Origin of the sequence: Novosphingobium hassiacum (genome assembly GCF_014196055.1) — a bacterium.
GTDB lineage: Bacteria > Pseudomonadota > Alphaproteobacteria > Sphingomonadales > Sphingomonadaceae > Novosphingobium > Novosphingobium hassiacum.
Genome location: NZ_JACICY010000004.1, coordinates 200,806 through 214,768, shown reverse-complemented (window position 1 = coordinate 214,768; position 13,963 = coordinate 200,806). Strand labels below are relative to the sequence as shown.

19 protein-coding genes are annotated in these 13,963 nt (G+C 64.8%); 14 read left to right on the top strand and 5 right to left on the bottom strand.

The genetic code is table 11. The annotated features are described in order from the left end of the window. Positions 1-183 precede the first annotated feature (183 nt). The 3 genes from GGQ88_RS10470 (at position 184) to GGQ88_RS10460 (ending at position 3,894) form a co-directional block, all read left to right on the top strand. On the top strand, positions 184-2,877 hold the full coding sequence (locus GGQ88_RS10470) for a TonB-dependent receptor (RefSeq protein WP_183613107.1): 2,694 nt from the start codon (positions 184-186) through the stop codon (positions 2,875-2,877). A 132-nt stretch (positions 2,878-3,009) separates the two neighbouring features. Continuing rightward, positions 3,010-3,426 carry a DUF805 domain-containing protein gene (locus GGQ88_RS10465; RefSeq protein ID WP_183613106.1) on the top strand — a complete coding sequence of 139 codons (417 nt, stop codon included), beginning with the start codon at positions 3,010-3,012 and terminating at the stop codon, positions 3,424-3,426. A gap of 51 nt (positions 3,427-3,477) precedes the next feature. After that, the gene (locus tag GGQ88_RS10460) at positions 3,478-3,894 is read left to right on the top strand and encodes a DUF805 domain-containing protein (RefSeq protein ID WP_183613105.1); all 417 of its coding nucleotides are present in this window, start codon (positions 3,478-3,480) and stop codon (positions 3,892-3,894) included. Positions 3,895-4,010: 116 nt separating this feature from the next. On the opposite strand, the gene GGQ88_RS10455 is transcribed toward GGQ88_RS10460, so the two are convergent. Both GGQ88_RS10455 and GGQ88_RS10450 read right to left on the bottom strand, forming a co-directional pair. Beyond that, entirely contained in the window at positions 4,011-6,581 is a 2,571-nt protein-coding gene (locus GGQ88_RS10455) for an FtsX-like permease family protein (protein ID WP_183613104.1), read from the bottom strand. Continuing rightward, complete coding sequence (locus tag GGQ88_RS10450; protein ID WP_183613103.1) at positions 6,578-7,270, bottom strand: ATP-binding cassette domain-containing protein; 693 nt, start codon at positions 7,268-7,270, stop codon at positions 6,578-6,580. Before GGQ88_RS10450 ends, GGQ88_RS10455 begins: the two co-directional genes overlap by 4 nt. A 68-nt stretch (positions 7,271-7,338) precedes the next feature. On the opposite strand from GGQ88_RS10450, the gene GGQ88_RS10445 reads away from it, so the two are divergent. Continuing rightward, positions 7,339-8,016, top strand: coding sequence for an arylesterase (locus tag GGQ88_RS10445; RefSeq protein ID WP_183613102.1), 678 nt, complete (start codon positions 7,339-7,341; stop codon positions 8,014-8,016). A gap of 19 nt (positions 8,017-8,035) precedes the next feature. Here GGQ88_RS10445 and recF read toward each other — a convergent pair whose 3' ends face one another. The 3 genes from recF to pspF form a co-directional block, all read right to left on the bottom strand. Next, positions 8,036-9,109 carry a DNA replication/repair protein RecF gene (gene recF / locus GGQ88_RS10440; RefSeq protein WP_183613101.1) on the bottom strand — a complete coding sequence of 358 codons (1,074 nt, stop codon included), beginning with the start codon at positions 9,107-9,109 and terminating at the stop codon, positions 8,036-8,038. 133 nt (positions 9,110-9,242) lie between these two features. After that, complete coding sequence (locus GGQ88_RS10435; RefSeq protein WP_183613100.1) at positions 9,243-9,470, bottom strand: hypothetical protein; 228 nt, start codon at positions 9,468-9,470, stop codon at positions 9,243-9,245. After that, a complete protein-coding gene (pspF, locus tag GGQ88_RS10430) occupies positions 9,470-10,495 on the bottom strand; it encodes a phage shock protein operon transcriptional activator (protein WP_183613099.1) in 1,026 nt (341 codons plus the stop codon). Before pspF ends, GGQ88_RS10435 begins: the two co-directional genes overlap by 1 nt. 174 nt (positions 10,496-10,669) lie before the next feature. Between pspF and GGQ88_RS10425 the strand changes: the two genes are divergently transcribed. The 10 genes from GGQ88_RS10425 to GGQ88_RS10380 are packed head-to-tail and all read left to right on the top strand — an operon-like array spanning position 10,670 to position 13,880. Beyond that, positions 10,670-10,828, top strand: coding sequence for a hypothetical protein (locus GGQ88_RS10425; protein WP_183613098.1), 159 nt, complete (start codon positions 10,670-10,672; stop codon positions 10,826-10,828). Beyond that, positions 10,825-11,658 (top strand): phage shock protein PspA, encoded by an 834-nt coding sequence (gene pspA / locus GGQ88_RS10420; RefSeq protein ID WP_183613097.1) that lies wholly within the window; start codon positions 10,825-10,827, stop codon positions 11,656-11,658. The genes GGQ88_RS10425 and pspA overlap by 4 nt, the downstream gene beginning before the upstream one ends. A gap of 3 nt (positions 11,659-11,661) precedes the next feature. Continuing rightward, entirely contained in the window at positions 11,662-11,958 is a 297-nt protein-coding gene (gene pspB / locus GGQ88_RS10415) for an envelope stress response membrane protein PspB (RefSeq protein WP_183613096.1), read from the top strand. Continuing rightward, on the top strand, positions 11,955-12,329 hold the full coding sequence (pspC, locus tag GGQ88_RS10410; protein ID WP_183613095.1) for an envelope stress response membrane protein PspC: 375 nt from the start codon (positions 11,955-11,957) through the stop codon (positions 12,327-12,329). Before pspB ends, pspC begins: the two co-directional genes overlap by 4 nt. A gap of 27 nt (positions 12,330-12,356) precedes the next feature. Next, positions 12,357-12,638 carry a hypothetical protein gene (locus GGQ88_RS10405; RefSeq protein WP_183613094.1) on the top strand — a complete coding sequence of 94 codons (282 nt, stop codon included), beginning with the start codon at positions 12,357-12,359 and terminating at the stop codon, positions 12,636-12,638. Continuing rightward, positions 12,638-12,940 (top strand): hypothetical protein, encoded by a 303-nt coding sequence (locus GGQ88_RS10400; protein WP_183613093.1) that lies wholly within the window; start codon positions 12,638-12,640, stop codon positions 12,938-12,940. The genes GGQ88_RS10405 and GGQ88_RS10400 overlap by 1 nt, the downstream gene beginning before the upstream one ends. After that, positions 12,937-13,209 carry a hypothetical protein gene (locus GGQ88_RS10395; protein ID WP_183613092.1) on the top strand — a complete coding sequence of 91 codons (273 nt, stop codon included), beginning with the start codon at positions 12,937-12,939 and terminating at the stop codon, positions 13,207-13,209. The genes GGQ88_RS10400 and GGQ88_RS10395 overlap by 4 nt, the downstream gene beginning before the upstream one ends. A 12-nt stretch (positions 13,210-13,221) precedes the next feature. Further along, a complete protein-coding gene (locus tag GGQ88_RS10390; protein ID WP_183613091.1) occupies positions 13,222-13,467 on the top strand; it encodes a hypothetical protein in 246 nt (81 codons plus the stop codon). 27 nt (positions 13,468-13,494) lie between these two features. Beyond that, a complete protein-coding gene (locus GGQ88_RS10385; protein WP_183613090.1) occupies positions 13,495-13,707 on the top strand; it encodes a hypothetical protein in 213 nt (70 codons plus the stop codon). Next, positions 13,704-13,880, top strand: coding sequence for a hypothetical protein (locus GGQ88_RS10380; protein WP_183613089.1), 177 nt, complete (start codon positions 13,704-13,706; stop codon positions 13,878-13,880). Before GGQ88_RS10385 ends, GGQ88_RS10380 begins: the two co-directional genes overlap by 4 nt. Positions 13,881-13,963: the final 83 nt, after the last annotated feature.

The window sequence follows — 13,963 nt, the reverse complement described above, 5'->3', positions numbered from 1 at the left end:
TTTGCAACAGCATGCGAAAATGCGAGGAATTCTGCGGGTTAGCGGCGCATACGCATTGTTTGGCGAGACACCCGGACGTAAAGCTGGCGGCAGGGAAACGGGATGTCGGCCCGGCGCCAAGGGGTAAGCACCGCACCAGCGGGCACTCTGACTTGCCGGGAAATGTAAAAGGAAAAACGCGAAATGAAGTCGAACTTTGTCGGTCGTACCGGCCAGGCCGTGTTGCTTGCCGGAGCATGTGGCGTCGCGCTGGCGTTCTCGTCGGCAGCCTATGCGCAAGGTGCAGCCGCGGTCGAAGAAGCTCAGCCTGCAACCGACATACCTGCCGAAACGACCGCAGACGGTAACGAGATCATCGTCACCGCTTCCAAGCGCGAACAGACGCTGCAGGACACGCCGATCGCGGTTTCCGTAACCAGCGCCGCAACGATCGAACGCGCGCAGATCCGCGATATCAAGGACCTGTCGTCGCTGGTGCCATCGCTGCGCGTCAACCAGCTGCAAAGCTCGGCTAACACCAACTTCTACATCCGCGGCTTCGGCAACGGCGCGAACAACGCCGGGATCGAGCCTTCGGTCGGTCTGTTCGTCGACGGCGTGTACCGCTCGCGCTCGGCCTCGATGATTGCCGATCTGCCTGACGTGCAGCGCGTCGAAGTGCTGAAAGGCCCGCAGTCGACGCTGTTCGGCAAGAACGCCAGCGCGGGCGTGATCTCGCTGGTCACGCGCAAGCCGCAGTTCGAACTCGGCGGTAATGTCGAGGCAAGCTACGGCAACTTCGACGCGCTGGTGCTCAAGGGCGTGATCACCGGTCCGATCTCGGAAACGATCGCAGCCAGCATCGCGGGCGGCTACAACAAGCGCGACGGTTACGTCGAGGATCGCGGTACGGGCGAGAAGGAGAACGAGCGCAACCGCTGGTTCGTGCGCGGGCAGGTCCTGCTCGAGCCTACCTCTGCGCTGTCGGTGCGCCTGATCGGCGATTACAGCAAGATCGACGAAAACTGCTGCGCGGTGGTCAATATCCGCCAGGCCGCGCCGACTGCGGCAATCAAGGCGCTGGGCGGTGGGCGCCCGGTCATCAATGATCCATCGGCCAAGTTCGACGATGTGATCTACAACAACATCGCCTCGACCAACGACATCGAGAACTGGGGCCTTTCGGGCCAGATCGACTATGAACTGGGTCCGATCAATCTGACCTCGATCACCGCCTATCGTCGCACCAACGCGGTGACCGATCAGGATTCGGACTTCACCGGCGTCGATCTGCTCCGCCAGAACTTCCAGGATTTGCGGCTCAAGACGTTCACGCAGGAATTCCGCGCCGCGACCAACTGGGACGGCCCGGTCAATGCGCTGCTGGGTGCGTTCTACTTCAACGAGAAGGTCGATCAGGCCAACGAAATCTCGTGGGGTCCAGCCGCGCGCAGCTATGCCAACCTGCTGATCCAGGGGCAGAGCGGTTGCGCTGTTGGCAGCCCGCGCTGCACCAGCGTTCCGGCGCTGGAAACGCAGCTTTCGCCGCTGGTCGGGCGCAACCTTGCAGGCACGTTCTTTGGCAACGGGCAGGGACTGAGCGAGCGTTACGCGCTGAAGAACGAGGCGTTCTCGGTGTTCGGTCAGGTCGATTTCAAGATCGCCGACCGGGTCACGCTGACCGGCGGGCTCAACTACACGCATGACTCCAAGAAGTACGCGACCAACACGACGTCGAACGACGTGTTCGCAAGCCTCGATTTCGTGGCGCTCGGCCGCGCAGGCGGCATTGCGCAGGGGTTGGGCAACTTCGGCGTGAACCCGGCGAACGCGGCGGCAGTGCAGGCATTCGCGACCGGAGCGGCGACCGCGCCGATCTATCAGGCGATCGTGGCAGGCGCGACGGCGGCTTCGACCAATCCGGCGCAGAACCCCCTCCTGGCCCTCAAGCCGTTCCAGTTCTTCCCGCCGTTCCAGAACGTTCCCAACGCAGTGGAATCGGGCAAGATCAGCGACGGCGATGTCAGCTACACCGCGCGTCTCGCGTGGGAAGTGACCGACACCGTCAACGTCTATGCGACTTATGCGACGGGCTACAAGGCGGCCTCGATCAACCTGTCGCGCGATAGCCGCCCAAGCCCTGCCGACCTCGTCGCCCTGCGCGCGCAGAACCTTGCGGTGCCGAACCTCAACGCGACCGGCCGCTTTGCCGGCGCCGAGGACTCGACGCTGTACGAATTCGGCATCAAGGGCAACTGGGGCGTGGCTTCGGCCAACTTCGCGGTGTTCAAGCAGTCGATCAAGGGCTTCCAGTCGAACATCTTCACCGGAACGGGCTTCTTCCTGACCAATGCAGGCAAGCAGTCGGTGTTCGGTCTGGAGTTCGACGGCTCGGTGCGTCCGATCCCCGAACTGACGCTGTCGCTGGCGATGACCTACCTCGATCCCAAGTTCGACAGCTTCAACGTTTCGGCGTTCGGCGATCTCAGCGGAACGACGCCTGCCGGTGTCTCGCCGCTGTCGACGACGATGGCGCTCGATTACAACCAGCCGGTCGGCGGCGGCAACAACGTGATCGTGCACTTCGACTATCACTATGAATCGCCGTTCAATCTGGTCGAGGGTCTGCCGAACCTGCTGTTCCGCAACCCGAACGGCACGACCAACGCCAGCCTCGCACTCGCTGCGGCGCGCGAGTTCCGCCAGGAAATCAACGACGTGAATGCGTCGTTGACGTTCGCGATGGAAAATGGCCTGTCGCTCTCGGTGTGGGGCCGCAACCTGCTCGACAACCGCAACCTGCTGCAGATCTTCGACAGCCCCGCCCAGCAGGGCTCGATCTCGGGCTATCCCAACCAGCCGCGCACTTATGGCGTATCGGCACGGTTCAACTTCTGATCGGCGACTGCGCATCAAAACCGAACGGAGAAGGGGGCTTTGCGGCCCCCTTTTTCGTGGCTTGCGGGCAAAACCGTTTCGTGGTCCTTTCAAGGTCCGCGCGCTGTCGCGGAAGTTGAAGGGGGAACGATCATGGAATGGATGTTGATGCCGTACCGGCGCTATGCCGACTTTTCCGGGCGCTCACGGCGCAAGGAATACTGGATGTTCGTGCTGCTGTCGTTCATCGTACTGGCCGTCTGTATGGCGCTGATGTTCGCAGGGGGCATGTCGGCGGATGCAAGCGGCGAGAATGCGCCGGGTCCGCTGTTCTGGCTGGGCGTCGTGCTGATGGCCATCTGGGGCCTTGGCAGCATCATTCCGTCGATCGCAGTTCAGGTCCGCCGATTCCACGATCAGGACAAGTCCGGGTGGCTGGTTCTGCTCGGCTTGATTCCATACATCGGCGGGCTGATCGTGTTCATTTTCATGTGCCTCGAAGGTACACGCGGGTCCAACCGCTATGGCAATGATCCGAAAAATCCGACAAATTCCGACGTATTTGCCTGAACCACGGAAGCGCGGCGGGGCGCCGCGCTTCCTCATTTGCGAGTGCCGCCGATGAACTGGATGATCCTGCCTTACCGGCGCTATGCCGAATTCACCGGTCGGTCGCGCCGTCGCGAATACTGGATGTTTGCGCTATTCTATGTGCTGGTGATGATCGTGCTGAACGCGCTGTTCGGAACGAACGATCTGCAGCGCGGCGGCGGTACGTTGGTCTATGGCAGTCGGCTGGTGGGAGCGGGAAGCTGGATCGGCGGATTGTTCTGGCTCGGCAGCCTGATCCCGTCGCTCGCGGTGTCGGTGCGCCGCCTGCACGATCAGGATCGCACCGGGTGGTTGTTGCTGCTCGCGCTGATCCCGTTTTTCGGCTGGTTCGCGCTGTTCGTGCTGATGTGTCTCGACGGAACGCACGGCACGAACCGGTTCGGGGCGGACCCGAAGAACCCGTCGCCTGCGGATGTGTTCAGCTGATTTGACGTTGCGTAGGCCCACCCCCGACCCCTCCCGCAAGCGGGAGGGGGGAACAAGGGGCCGCACGTCACTTCCCCCCTCCCGCCTGCGGGAGGGGTCGGGGGTGGGCTCTACTTCTACAACTCCCGCAGCACTTGCGCAGGTCTCGTCCTCAGCAACCCAACCGACCCCGCCACCGCCAGGACCATGACCAGCGCCACGCCGCCGCCGAGCACGCCAAGAATGCGCGGCCAGTCGGGCAGCCAGTCGAATTCGAACAGCAGCACGATCACGCCCCATGCGACGCCCGAGCCGAGCACGAGCGCGACGCCTGCGAGCAGTGCGCTGAGCAGCCCGTATTCCGCCAGCAGCAGCACGAGCAACTGCCTGCGGCTTGCGCCCAGCACGCGAAGGATCACATTGTCATAGGTCTTGCGTTCGCGCGCGGCCGCAATCGCGCCTGCCAGCACGGCCATCCCGGCAAGGATCGCGACGCTGGCCGCCGCTAGGATCGCGGTGCCCATCTGCGACAGGATCACGCGCGCCTGTGCCAGCACGGGGCCGATTTCGATCACCGAACTGGATGGTAGCGCCTTGACCAGCCCCGCCAGGATCGCGCGGCGCACTTGCGGCGTCTTGGCGTCGGCGGGCAGGCTGATAGTGGCGGCCAGGTTGTGCGGGGCGTCCGAGATCGCGTTGGGGGAGAATACCAGCACGTAGTTGAAGCCCATCGATTCCCAGTCGATCCGCCGAAACGAGGCGATCTTTGCCTCACGCTCGACGCCGAGTACCGAAACGGCGATGCGGTCGCCCAGCTTGAGGTTCAGCGCCTCGCCCAGTGCCTCGTCGACTGACACCAGTGGTTCGCCGGTATAGTCCTTGACCCACCATTGGCCGGCGGTCAGGCTGTTGCCCTCGGGCAGGGTGTCCGAATAGGTCAAACCCCGGTCGCCTCGGAGCGGCCAGGCATTGTCCGGGATCTGCTTGAGATCGGCGACGCGGGTCATCGCATTGGCGGGGCCATAGGCGACGATCGACCCGCGCATCGCGGCAACCGTGCGGATGTCGGCTGCAGGCGCGGCGCCCTTGACCACGGCGTCGAAGGCGGCGACGCGATCACGCGGCAGGTCGAGCACGAAGTAATCGGGCGCACGGTTCGGTACGCGCGCCACGATGTTGCCGTCGAGGCTTGTCTGCACGCCTGCCAGCAGCACGAACGCTGCAAGGCCGAAGCCCAATGCCACGACCAGTGCCGATGTCTGCGCGCCCGGCCGGTGGAGGTTGGCCAGCGCCATGCGCGCGATCGCACCCTTGGGCCGGGGCATCCGCGCCGCAAGCGCGGTCAGCCCACGTCCAAGCAGGGTGAGCGCCACGAACAGCGCTGCCGCTCCACCAAGGAATCCTGCCGCGAGCAGAGGCTGCGGCGCGGTGAGGATCGCCAGCGCGCAGATCCCGGCGAGGCCTGCGGCAACGGGTAGCAAAGCCGCGCGCCACTGCGTGCCGAGCGGGCTGACCCGCGCCCGCATCTGCGCCATCGCGGGAAAATCGCGCGCGCGGATCAGTGGCGGGGCGGCAAAGGTAAGCGCGATCAGCGCGCCATATCCAGCGGCGATGGCCAGCGCGCCCGCGTCGATTACCAGCCCCGGTTCTATCGGCAGCGGGCCTTGCAGCGCCTTGCCCAGCAGCGGGGTGACGCTGACCCCGATTGCGAGCCCCGCGATGATCGCCAGCGTGGAGGCAGCGGCAAGCTGCATCAGGTAGATCCGCGCGATGTCGCCACTCGATGCGCCGAGGATCTTGAGCGTGGCGATGCTGCCGCGCCGTGTCTCGAGGTAGGAGTTGACGCCGTTGCCAATGCCGATCCCGGCAATCGCCAGCGCCGCCAGAGCGACCAGCACGAGGAACTGGCCCATGCGCGATACGAAGCGGTCGAGCCCCGGCGAGGCCTTGTCGCGCGTGCGTACTTCGTAGCCTGCCAACGGAAAGCGTGCCTTGATGCTCTCGCCCAACGCGACAGGATCGGCACTGGCGGGCAGCTTCACACGCAGCTTGGTGCGGACCATCGATCCGGGCTGGACGAGGCCCGATGCGGCGAGGCCCTGTTGGCTTACGATGACCGTCGGGCCGAGCGCGAAGCCCTCGGCCAGCCGGTCGGGCTCGCTGCCGATCACGCCGCCGATGGTGAGCACCGCCTTGCCGATTTGCAGCCGGTCGCCGGGTTTGACGTCAAGCCGGTCGGCCACGCCGGGCGCGATCAAGGCGGTGAGCCCTTGCGGTGCGCCGACCTGTTTGCCGCCATCGAGCGTGAACCGCCCGTAAATCGGCCATTTGGCATCGACGGCCTTCAGTTCGACCGGGGTAGCGGCATTAGCCCCCTCTTCTTCAGAGGAGGGGGTTGGGGGTGGTGGCCCCAGCCGTACAGCCATCGCCTGAAGTCGCGCACCTTGCGACAATTCACCCATCGCGCCGATGGCGGCGAGTTCATCGGGCGCAGGCTCGCGCGCCGCCAGAGTGAACTCCAGATCCGCGCCCAGCATTTCGCGGCCGCGCGTCGCCAGTTCGCGCTCGATCGCGCCGGTCAGCGTGCCGATGGCAGACAGCGCGGCAGTGCCGAGCACAAGGCACACCAGCAGCAGGCGCAAGCCCTTGAAGCGCCAGTTGAGCCCGCGCGATGCCAGCTTCCACGCGGCGCTCCACGAAAGGTTCACGCGGCACTGTCCGACGCGATGCGCCCGTCGGCCAGCCGGACGATCCGCCCACAGCGCGCAGCCAGAGCCTCGTCGTGCGAAACCAGAATGAACGTCGCGCCTGCCTCGGCGGCGCGGGCGAACAGGAGGTCGGCGACAGCCTCGCCGGTGGCGTGGTCGAGGTTCCCGGTGGGCTCATCAGCGAACAGGATCGTGGGTTTGGGGGCGAGCGCGCGGGCGATGGCGACGCGCTGCTGCTCGCCGCCCGAAAGCTGCGCCGGGTAGTGGTTCAGGCGGTGACCTAGGCCGACGGCGGACAATTCCGCCTCGGCGCGCGCCATCGCGCCGGGCATTCCGGCAAGCTCGAGCGGGGTGGCGACGTTTTCAAGCGCGGTCATCGTCGGCAGCAGGTGAAACGCCTGCAGCACGATGCCGATGCGCCCACGCCGCGCGGCAGCAAGGCCGTCCTCGTCGAGCACGGTGAAATCGGCACCCGCAACGCTCAGCGAGCCGCCGCTGGCACGTTCGAGGCCTGAGAGGATCGCGAGCAACGAGGACTTGCCCGAACCCGATGGGCCGAGCAGAGCCAGCGTTTCACCTGCGCCCACGACGAGATCGATCCCGCGCAGGATTTCGACCCGCGCTTCGCCTGAGCCGAGCGAGAGGGTGAGGGCGGATGCGGCGATTACCGGGGAGGGGGTGCTTGTCACGGGCTCCACGTGGCATAGATTGGTTGCAAGGCGCAACCGGCACTTGGGGGCGCGCAAGCGGAGTTGCAATGCGAACCCTAGCCTTTGTCGCCATCCTTACCCTTACCGCCTGCTCAGCGGAAAAGGCACCCGAGCCTGCGCCGACCGGGGCCGTGGCCGCAGCGCCCGTGCCTGCCGATGCGCCGGTGATCCTCGCATTCGGGGACAGCCTCTATGCAGGCTACCGCCTGAATCCGGGCGAGGGCTATCCGCCGCGGCTTGAGGCTGCGCTGAACGCTGCTGGCACGCCAGCGCGGTTGGTCAATGCGGGCGTTTCGGGGGACACGACCGCAGCGGCGTTGCAGCGGCTGACGTTCACGCTCGATAACCAGAAGGTCAAGCCAACGCTGGCGCTCGTCGGCCTCGGCGGAAACGACATGTTGCGCGGCCTGCCGCCTGCCGAGACGCGCGCGAACCTCGATGCGATCCTGACCGAATTCGACAGACGGGCCATTCCGGTGGTGCTGACCGGGATGCTGGCTGCGCCCAATCTTGGCGAGAACTATGTAACCGAATTCAACGTGATCTGGCCCGAACTTGCGAAGAAACACAAGGCGGGGCTGGTGCCGTTCTTCCTCGCACCGGTGCTGGGGAACAAGGGCCTGATGCTGGACGATAACGTGCATCCCAATGCGCAGGGGGTCGATGCGATCGTTGCCGCGACGCAGGCGCAGGTGGCGGGGGCGCTGAAGGCGGCTGAGCAATAGAAAGAGCCTGCAACGCCGGTCAGACCCGTTCCGCCATCCCATCGCTCACCGCCCACACGGCGCTGGCGTCGGCAACCTCCGCAAACGGCGCAATCTCGGTTCCGGTCATCCACACTTGCGCGCCTGACTCTGCCAGCCGCTCGAACAGCGCGGCACGGCGCACCGGGTCGAGGTGCGCGGCAATTTCGTCCAGCAGCAGCAGGCGCGGGCGCTCACCCGCTGTCAGCCCCGCATGGGCCAGCACGATGGCGATCAGCATCGCCTTCTGCTCTCCGGTCGAGCAATCGGCAGCGGGTGCGTTCTTGGCCGCCAGCGTCACCGCCAGATCATCGCGATGCGGTCCGGTCAGCGAGCGGCCCGCCGCACGGTCGCGGCGGCGGCCTTCGCGCAACATTGTACGCAGGGCGTCGGCCTCGAGGGGCACTTCGCTTGCATAGACCAGTGATGGCCGCGCAAAAGGATGTTCTGGCACGCTTTCAAGCGCGGTTCCAAGGTCGGCCACAAGCGCCGCGCGCGACGCTGCCATTGCCGCGCCGGTCTCGGCCATCTGCGCCTCGATCCCGTCGAGCCAGAGCGGATCAGGCTCCGTCGCCTCACCCAGCAGGCGGTTCCGTTCACGCAGCGCGGATTCATAGCGCGTCGCAGTCCGGGCGTGGCCGGGTTCACGCGCCAGCACCAACCGGTCGAGGAACCGCCGCCGCGATCCCGCGCTCTCCGCAAACAGTCGGTCCATCGCGGGCGTCAGCCAGGTGATCGAGAGCCATTCGGCCAGCCGCGCTGCCGGTCCCTCGGCACCGTTGATGCGGACGCTGCGGCGATTGGGCGCTTGCGGGTCGGTGGCGGTGCCGATCTGGATCGCACCGTCCTCCATCTCGGCGGCAACGGCAAACCCGCCGTCGCCATCGCGCCCCGCCATCTCCGCGGGCTGCGCACGCCGCAAGCCTCGCCCCGGCGCGAGCAGGCTGATCGCTTCGAGCACATTGGTCTTGCCCGCACCGTTCTCGCCCACCAGCACGTTGAACGCCTGCATCCCCTCCAGCCGGGTCGCGGCATGGTTACGGAAGTCGCGCAAGGTCAGGCGGGTGAGGGACATTGTGTGCGGCGTTAGTGGGTTTAACGCTTCGTGGAAAGAAGCCTCACCCCGGATCAAGTCCGGGGCGACGTGTGCATTAAGCGCTGCATAAAGACTCGTCGGCCCGGACTTGATCCGGGCTGAGGCTACCCCTTCAAACCGCGTGCCGCCTCGCGATCCGGAACGTCGTGATCAGAATATACAGGAACGGCACCGGGATCGTGAACGCAATGGCCGGGCGCTGCCAGTATTGGGCAGCAAGCACGAGCACCGCGAAACAGGCAAACACCAGAATTACCGCGCCCATCATCAGCGCGAGGCCCTTCCAGTGAACCGGAACGTAGCTCCACAGCCATTTGCGGAACCAGATCTCGGGCTCCATCAGGCTGCGCCGCGTTCGATCAGTCCGTGCTTTTTCATGCAGTGGCGCAACTGGTCGTAGCTGAGGCCGAGCGCTTTGGCGGTCTGGCGCTGGTTGAAGCGGTTGCGGCCAAGATGGTGTTCGATGATCGCGCGTTCGTGCGATTCCACCGCCTGTCGCAGGTCTGTGACACCATCGAAGTCGGGCGCGGGAACGCCGCGTACCGGGCTTGGCGCATCGGGCTCAGCCGCGCGCGGGGGCGAAATCGGCTTCCACGCGCTTTCGAACGGATCGAACTGGACGTGGGCGATCGGTTGGCTCCAGTCGTCCCAGCGATAGACTGCGCGCTCGACCACGTTACGCAATTCGCGGACGTTGCCGGGCCATGGGTAGTCTTCCAGCGCGCGCTGGACCGCAGGCAAAAAGCCGGGCCAGGCGTCCCAGTGCAGTTCTGCCGCCATGCGCCGCCCGAAGTAATCCGCCAGCACCGCGATATCGCCCTCGCGCACGCGCAGCGGGGGCAGGGTGATCACCTCGAAGCTGAGCCGGTCGAGCAGGTCGGGACGGAAGCGACCCTGTTCGGCCATCTTGGGCAGGTCTTCGTTGGTCGCTGCCACGATGCGCACATCCACGCGCACCGGCTTGCTCGATCCGATGCGGGTCACCTCGCCATATTCAACCGCGCGCAGCAGGCGTTCCTGCGCGCCCATCGACAGCGTGCCCAATTCGTCGAGGAACAGCGTGCCCTTGTCGGCTTCCTCGAACCGCCCGCTCCGCGCGCGCGTGGCGCCGGTAAACGCGCCTGCCTCGTGCCCGAACAGTTCGGCCTCGATCAGCGTTTCGGGCAGGGCCGCGCAGTTCATCGTGATCAGCGGTTCGGTCCAGCGCGGGGACAGGCGGTGAAGGCGTTCGGCGATCAGTTCCTTGCCGGTCCCGCGCTCGCCGATGACCAGCACCGGGCGGCGCATCGGCGCAGCGCGGCTGGCGCGTTCGACCGCGTCGAGGAAGGCGCTCGATTGCCCGATAGACTGAACTTCCCGATCCATGCCCAACGAATAGCGCAATTTCCCAAGTTTCAGCAATACTCCCCAACATTAAAGCGGGATTACAGGGCAAAAACGGCGGAAATCTGCGCCGGAAACAGTTTGGCACACCCCTTGCTGTACCATGAACAATCCCGGCAGCGACGCCGGAACCCAACCCGCCGAAAGGTCAGCAAGATGTACACCGCCCAGTTCTTCTCCACCCAGCTCGGACGTGCCAGCCTCGTCAGCATCGGTGCGATGGTCCTGATGTGCTGCTTCGCGCTGAACAGCCAAGTCGATGCCGTGCCCACCGTCATGGCATCGTCGGCCGCGATCACCGGGGAACTTGCATGAACGAAGACCTGACCCCGATCCGCGCCGCTCGCACCGAGGGTTCGCGCACCACGCGCCTCGATGCCGAGCTTGAGCGCCTGCGTACCTCGCCGTCGAACAGCGACCGTCCGCGCAACTCGCAATCCTTTTCGTCCTTCAACTCCGGAGTGAACCTGATGGGCATATTCTCGCGTACTCGCGATATCATTGCCGCCAATTTCAACGACTTGCTTGATAAGGCAGACGATCCTTCCAAAATGATCCGGATGATCATCATGGAGATGGAGGAAACACTGGTCGAAGTCCGCGCCTCTGCCGCTCGCACGATCGCCGACCAGAAGGAAATGGGCCGCCACGTCGCCAAGCTTGATCGCCTTCAGGCCGACTGGTCGGAAAAGGCTCAGCTGGCGCTTTCGAAGGACCGCGACGATCTGGCCCGCGCCGCGCTGGTCGAAAAGAAGAAGGCCGCCGACATGGCCGACCAGCTCCGCGTCGAGATCGGCGTGCTGGATGATTCGATGCGCGCATACGAACTCGACATCGACAAGCTGCAGACCCGGTTGCGCGAAGCCCGCAGCCGCCAGACCGCGATCGCCGCACGCCTCGAAAGCGCCGAGAACCGCGTCCGCCTGCGCACGCTGCTCGCCAGCGAGCGAGTGGACGAGGCGATGGCGCGCTTCGACCAGCTCGAACGCCGCGTCGATTACGCCGAAGGCCGCGCCGATGCGCTCAGCCTGTCGGACGGCAGCAGCAAGCCCAGCCTCGCCGACGAAATCTCGGCACTCGCCGGGCAGGACAAGATCGATGAAGAGCTCGAAGCGATGAAGCGCGCGCTCGGCAAGGAAGGTTGAGCCATGGACGACGCAATTCCCATTATCGCCATCTTCCTCGGCCTGCCGTGGATCATCTTCCACTACATCACCAAGTGGAAGACCGCCGCGACGCTGACCAATGGCGACGAAAACCTGCTGGAGGAACTCTACCAGCTGGCCCGCCGCCTCGATGACCGCATGGACACGGTCGAGCGCCTGGTCGCTTCGGACAACCCGGAGTTCAAGCCCGCCCGCATCATGCACGACCGTGAAACCGACAATCAGAAGCTGCGCGAACTCGACCGGATGTTCGCCGAACAGGGAAGGACCTCGAAGTGAACAGCCCCCGCACCCGCTTTTACCGCGACAAGGTCAACGGCAAGTTCATGGGCGTCTGCGCCGGGATTGCCGACTACACCGGAGTGGACGTGCTCTGGGTTCGCCTCGGGTTTCTGGTCCTCGCTTTCTCGATGGGCTGGCCGTTCATCGCCTACTTCGTGCTCGGCATGCTTGCCGGCAAGAAGCCCGGCCACCTCTATGTCGATCGGCAGGAGCAGCAGTTCTGGCAGCGTGTCCGCCAGTCGCCCGCCCGCACCGCCCGTGAAGTCCGCGCCCAGTTCCGCGACATCGATCGCCGCCTGGCCGACGTCGAAAGCTTCTACGTCAACAGCAACCCGCGCCTTTCGGCCGAAATCGAAAAGCTGCGCTGACATTCACTTCAATGGGGGACTGAACCGATGGGACCTGAGACACTTGCGCCCCTGATCCCGATCTTTGCCCTGTGCATTCCGATCGTCGCGATCTGGACCAAGCACCGCACCAAGATTGCAGAAATGCAGATCAATGCGACCGCGCAATTGAGTGCTGAAAAAGCCGCGCAGTACGCCAGCCACACCCGCGAGCTTGAAGAGCGCGTCCGCGTGCTGGAGCGTATCGTCACCGACAAGGGCTTCGATACCGCCGCGCAAATCGAAGCGCTCCGCCGCGATGCGGCCTCCATCGAAGACCGGAGGGTGTGATGCAGTGGGCGGGACCCGAATTCGTCCTGTGGATCATCGCGATTTCGACAGGCGGCTGGGTGATCAACAACTGGATCCGCGCCCGCCACGGCTATGCTCTGGAAGACGAATGGGGCGGCAAGACGCAGAAGGCGGATCACGAAGCTGTCACCAAGCTGCGCGAGGAAAACGCGATGTTGCGCGACCAGCTTGATGCCACGCACCAGCGCCTCGCCAACATCGAAGCCATCGTGACCGACCGAGGTTATCAGGTGGCGGGTCAGATCAAAGCGCTGCGCGACGGAAAGGGAGCATCGCTATGAACGAAGACGTGATCCTGATGTTGGTGTTCATGGTGATCGTGGTGCCGGTTGTCCTGGGCATCGGTTCGGACATTTACAGGCGCCGACTGGCCTTCCGCGAACGCGAATTGGAACTGCTCTCCAAGCAGACTGCCGAGAAGGCCGCGCAATATGCCGCGCAGGCCGAGCGGCTGGAACAGCGGGTGCGCGTGCTCGAACGCATCGCCACCGAAAACAACACCGACCTTGCGCTGCAGATCGAGCATCTGCGCAGCGTGAAGGTGAATTGAGAAAGAGCCGCAATGTCTTTCTGGAGCGCCATTGTCGCCATCGTGGCAATCATAGCTTTCGCCAATATGCGCATGAACCGTGACAAGCATCGCGGCTCCTCGGGCGGCGCGGTCGATGTCGATCCCGCCTACACCGCCGGGCTCGAACGCGAGGTTACCGAACTGCGCAAGCGTCTCGAAGTGCTCGAACGGATCGCCACCGACGATGGCGAAAATCGCCGCCTGTCGCGTGAGATCGAATCGCTGCGCGACAAATAAGTTCATCCGCAACAGGGAGTTGCCGACATGACTTCCGATATTGTCCTATACTTCTCCGCACTCACCGGTCTCGCGATGGTCGCGATGGCAGCCCTGCGCGGCTGGGATGGCTGGCTATCGCTCAAGCGCCTCGAATTCGAACGTACGGATATGGGAGACGCTGCCACCATGATCGACCTAGCCGACATGCGCGAACGCCTGCGCAAGCTGGAAGCCATCGCGGCCGGGGTAGACCTGTGAAGCGCCACGTCGAGGGCGCAACCCGCGCCGGCATCGGCATTGGCAGCGCGCTTGCCGTGACCATCTCGTGGAGCCTGCACAAATCGATCGTGTGGGCCGCGATCCACGGCGTCCTTTCATGGATCTACGTGATCTGGTTCGCGCTGACGCGTCCGGGGGGTATCTCGGGCTAATCGCGCGCGCTTAAACCTGCGCCCCCGCGAAGGCGGGGGCCTCAGGCACAACGCGATAGCTCTCGACAATCCGGCCCGAGGCC

What these genes read in the sequence shown, in the direction of transcription:
- GGQ88_RS10470 (WP_183613107.1), top strand. Translation starts at nt 184, where the DNA reads ATGAAGTCGAACTTTGTCGGTCGTACCGGCCAGGCCGTGTTGCTTGCC.
- GGQ88_RS10465 (WP_183613106.1), top strand. Translation starts at nt 3,010, where the DNA reads ATGGAATGGATGTTGATGCCGTACCGGCGCTATGCCGACTTTTCCGGG.
- GGQ88_RS10460 (WP_183613105.1), top strand. Translation starts at nt 3,478, where the DNA reads ATGAACTGGATGATCCTGCCTTACCGGCGCTATGCCGAATTCACCGGT.
- GGQ88_RS10445 (WP_183613102.1), top strand. Translation starts at nt 7,339, where the DNA reads ATGCGAACCCTAGCCTTTGTCGCCATCCTTACCCTTACCGCCTGCTCA.
- recF (WP_183613101.1), bottom strand. Translation starts at nt 9,109, where the DNA reads ATGTCCCTCACCCGCCTGACCTTGCGCGACTTCCGTAACCATGCCGCG.
- GGQ88_RS10435 (WP_183613100.1), bottom strand. Translation starts at nt 9,470, where the DNA reads ATGGAGCCCGAGATCTGGTTCCGCAAATGGCTGTGGAGCTACGTTCCG.
- pspF (WP_183613099.1), bottom strand. Translation starts at nt 10,495, where the DNA reads ATGGATCGGGAAGTTCAGTCTATCGGGCAATCGAGCGCCTTCCTCGAC.
- GGQ88_RS10425 (WP_183613098.1), top strand. Translation starts at nt 10,670, where the DNA reads ATGTACACCGCCCAGTTCTTCTCCACCCAGCTCGGACGTGCCAGCCTC.
- pspA (WP_183613097.1), top strand. Translation starts at nt 10,825, where the DNA reads ATGAACGAAGACCTGACCCCGATCCGCGCCGCTCGCACCGAGGGTTCG.
- pspB (WP_183613096.1), top strand. Translation starts at nt 11,662, where the DNA reads ATGGACGACGCAATTCCCATTATCGCCATCTTCCTCGGCCTGCCGTGG.
- GGQ88_RS10405 (WP_183613094.1), top strand. Translation starts at nt 12,357, where the DNA reads ATGGGACCTGAGACACTTGCGCCCCTGATCCCGATCTTTGCCCTGTGC.
- GGQ88_RS10400 (WP_183613093.1), top strand. Translation starts at nt 12,638, where the DNA reads ATGCAGTGGGCGGGACCCGAATTCGTCCTGTGGATCATCGCGATTTCG.
- GGQ88_RS10395 (WP_183613092.1), top strand. Translation starts at nt 12,937, where the DNA reads ATGAACGAAGACGTGATCCTGATGTTGGTGTTCATGGTGATCGTGGTG.
- GGQ88_RS10390 (WP_183613091.1), top strand. Translation starts at nt 13,222, where the DNA reads ATGTCTTTCTGGAGCGCCATTGTCGCCATCGTGGCAATCATAGCTTTC.
- GGQ88_RS10385 (WP_183613090.1), top strand. Translation starts at nt 13,495, where the DNA reads ATGACTTCCGATATTGTCCTATACTTCTCCGCACTCACCGGTCTCGCG.